Genomic DNA, 1,231 nt, shown 5'->3' on the forward strand with positions numbered 1-1,231 from the left:
TCATGGATGATCTGTTGCGGGAGTTTCTGACGGAGACCAGCGAGAGCCTGGACACCGTGGACAATCAGCTGGTGAAGTTCGAGCAGGAGCCGAACAACGCCAAGATCCTGGATAACATCTTCCGCCTGGTCCACACCATCAAGGGCACCTGCGGCTTCCTCGGCCTGCCGCGGCTTGAAGCGCTGGCACATGCCGGCGAGACCTTGATGGGCAAATTCCGCGACGGCATGCCGGTGACCGGCCAGGCCGTGACGGTGATCCTGTCCTCGATCGACCGCATCAAGGAGATTCTGGCTGGCCTCGAGGCGACCGAAGCCGAGCCCGAGGGCAACGACCGCGATCTCATCGACAAGCTGGAAGCGATGGTCGAGCAGGGCATGGCCGCCATGGCGGCCGGCGCTGCGGCTCCCGCTTCCGTTGCCGAAGCGCCTCCGCTGGTGCCGGAAGCGCCAGCTGCCGCAGCGCCTGCTCCCGCCAAGGAGATGACCACGGGTACGCTGATCGAGCAGACGCTGGAGCGCCCGTTGCGTCCGGGCGAAGTCTCGCTCGACGAGCTCGAGCGCGCCTTCCGCGAGACCGCGATCGAAGCGCCGGTCCCCGCACCTGTTGCCAAGGTCGAGGTGACGGCCGAGCCGGCTCCGGCCGCTGCAGCGCCCGCGGCCAAGGAAGCGAATAAGGACGCTGCAAAGCCCGCCAAGGAGAAGGCCGCGCCGAAGAAGTCGATGGCCGACGAAGGGGCCGGCGAAGGCGCCAGCATCGCCAACCAGTCGATCCGCGTCAACGTGGATACGCTGGAGCACCTGATGACCATGGTCTCCGAGCTGGTCCTGACCCGCAACCAGCTCTTGGAGATCTCGAGGCGCAACGAGGACACCGAGTTCAAGGTGCCGCTGCAGCGCCTCTCCAACGTCACCGCCGAGCTGCAGGAAGGCGTCATGAAGACGCGCATGCAGCCGATCGGCAATGCCTGGCAGAAGCTGCCCCGCATCGTCCGCGATCTCTCATCCGAACTCGGCAAGCAGATCGAGCTGGAGATGCACGGCGCCGACACCGAGCTCGACCGCCAGGTGCTCGACCTGATCAAGGACCCGCTCACCCACATGGTGCGCAACTCGGCCGATCACGGCCTGGAGACCCCCGCCGAGCGCCTCGCCAGCGGCAAGGGCGAGCAGGGCACCATTCGCCTGTCCGCCTATCACGAGGGCGGCCACATCATCATCTGCATCGCCGA

The 1,231-nt window shown here is 66.3% G+C and carries 1 protein-coding gene; it reads left to right on the forward strand.

Annotation, left to right across the window (positions count from 1 at the left end; genetic code table 11):
• Window positions 1–2 precede the first annotated feature (2 nt).
• The coding region (locus tag XH88_RS25665) for a chemotaxis protein CheA (protein WP_271671035.1) at window positions 3–1,231 on the forward strand (1,229 nt) is incomplete at its 3' end.

Source organism: Bradyrhizobium sp. CCBAU 51627 (genome assembly GCF_028128765.1).
Classification (GTDB): Bacteria; Pseudomonadota; Alphaproteobacteria; order Rhizobiales; family Xanthobacteraceae; genus Bradyrhizobium.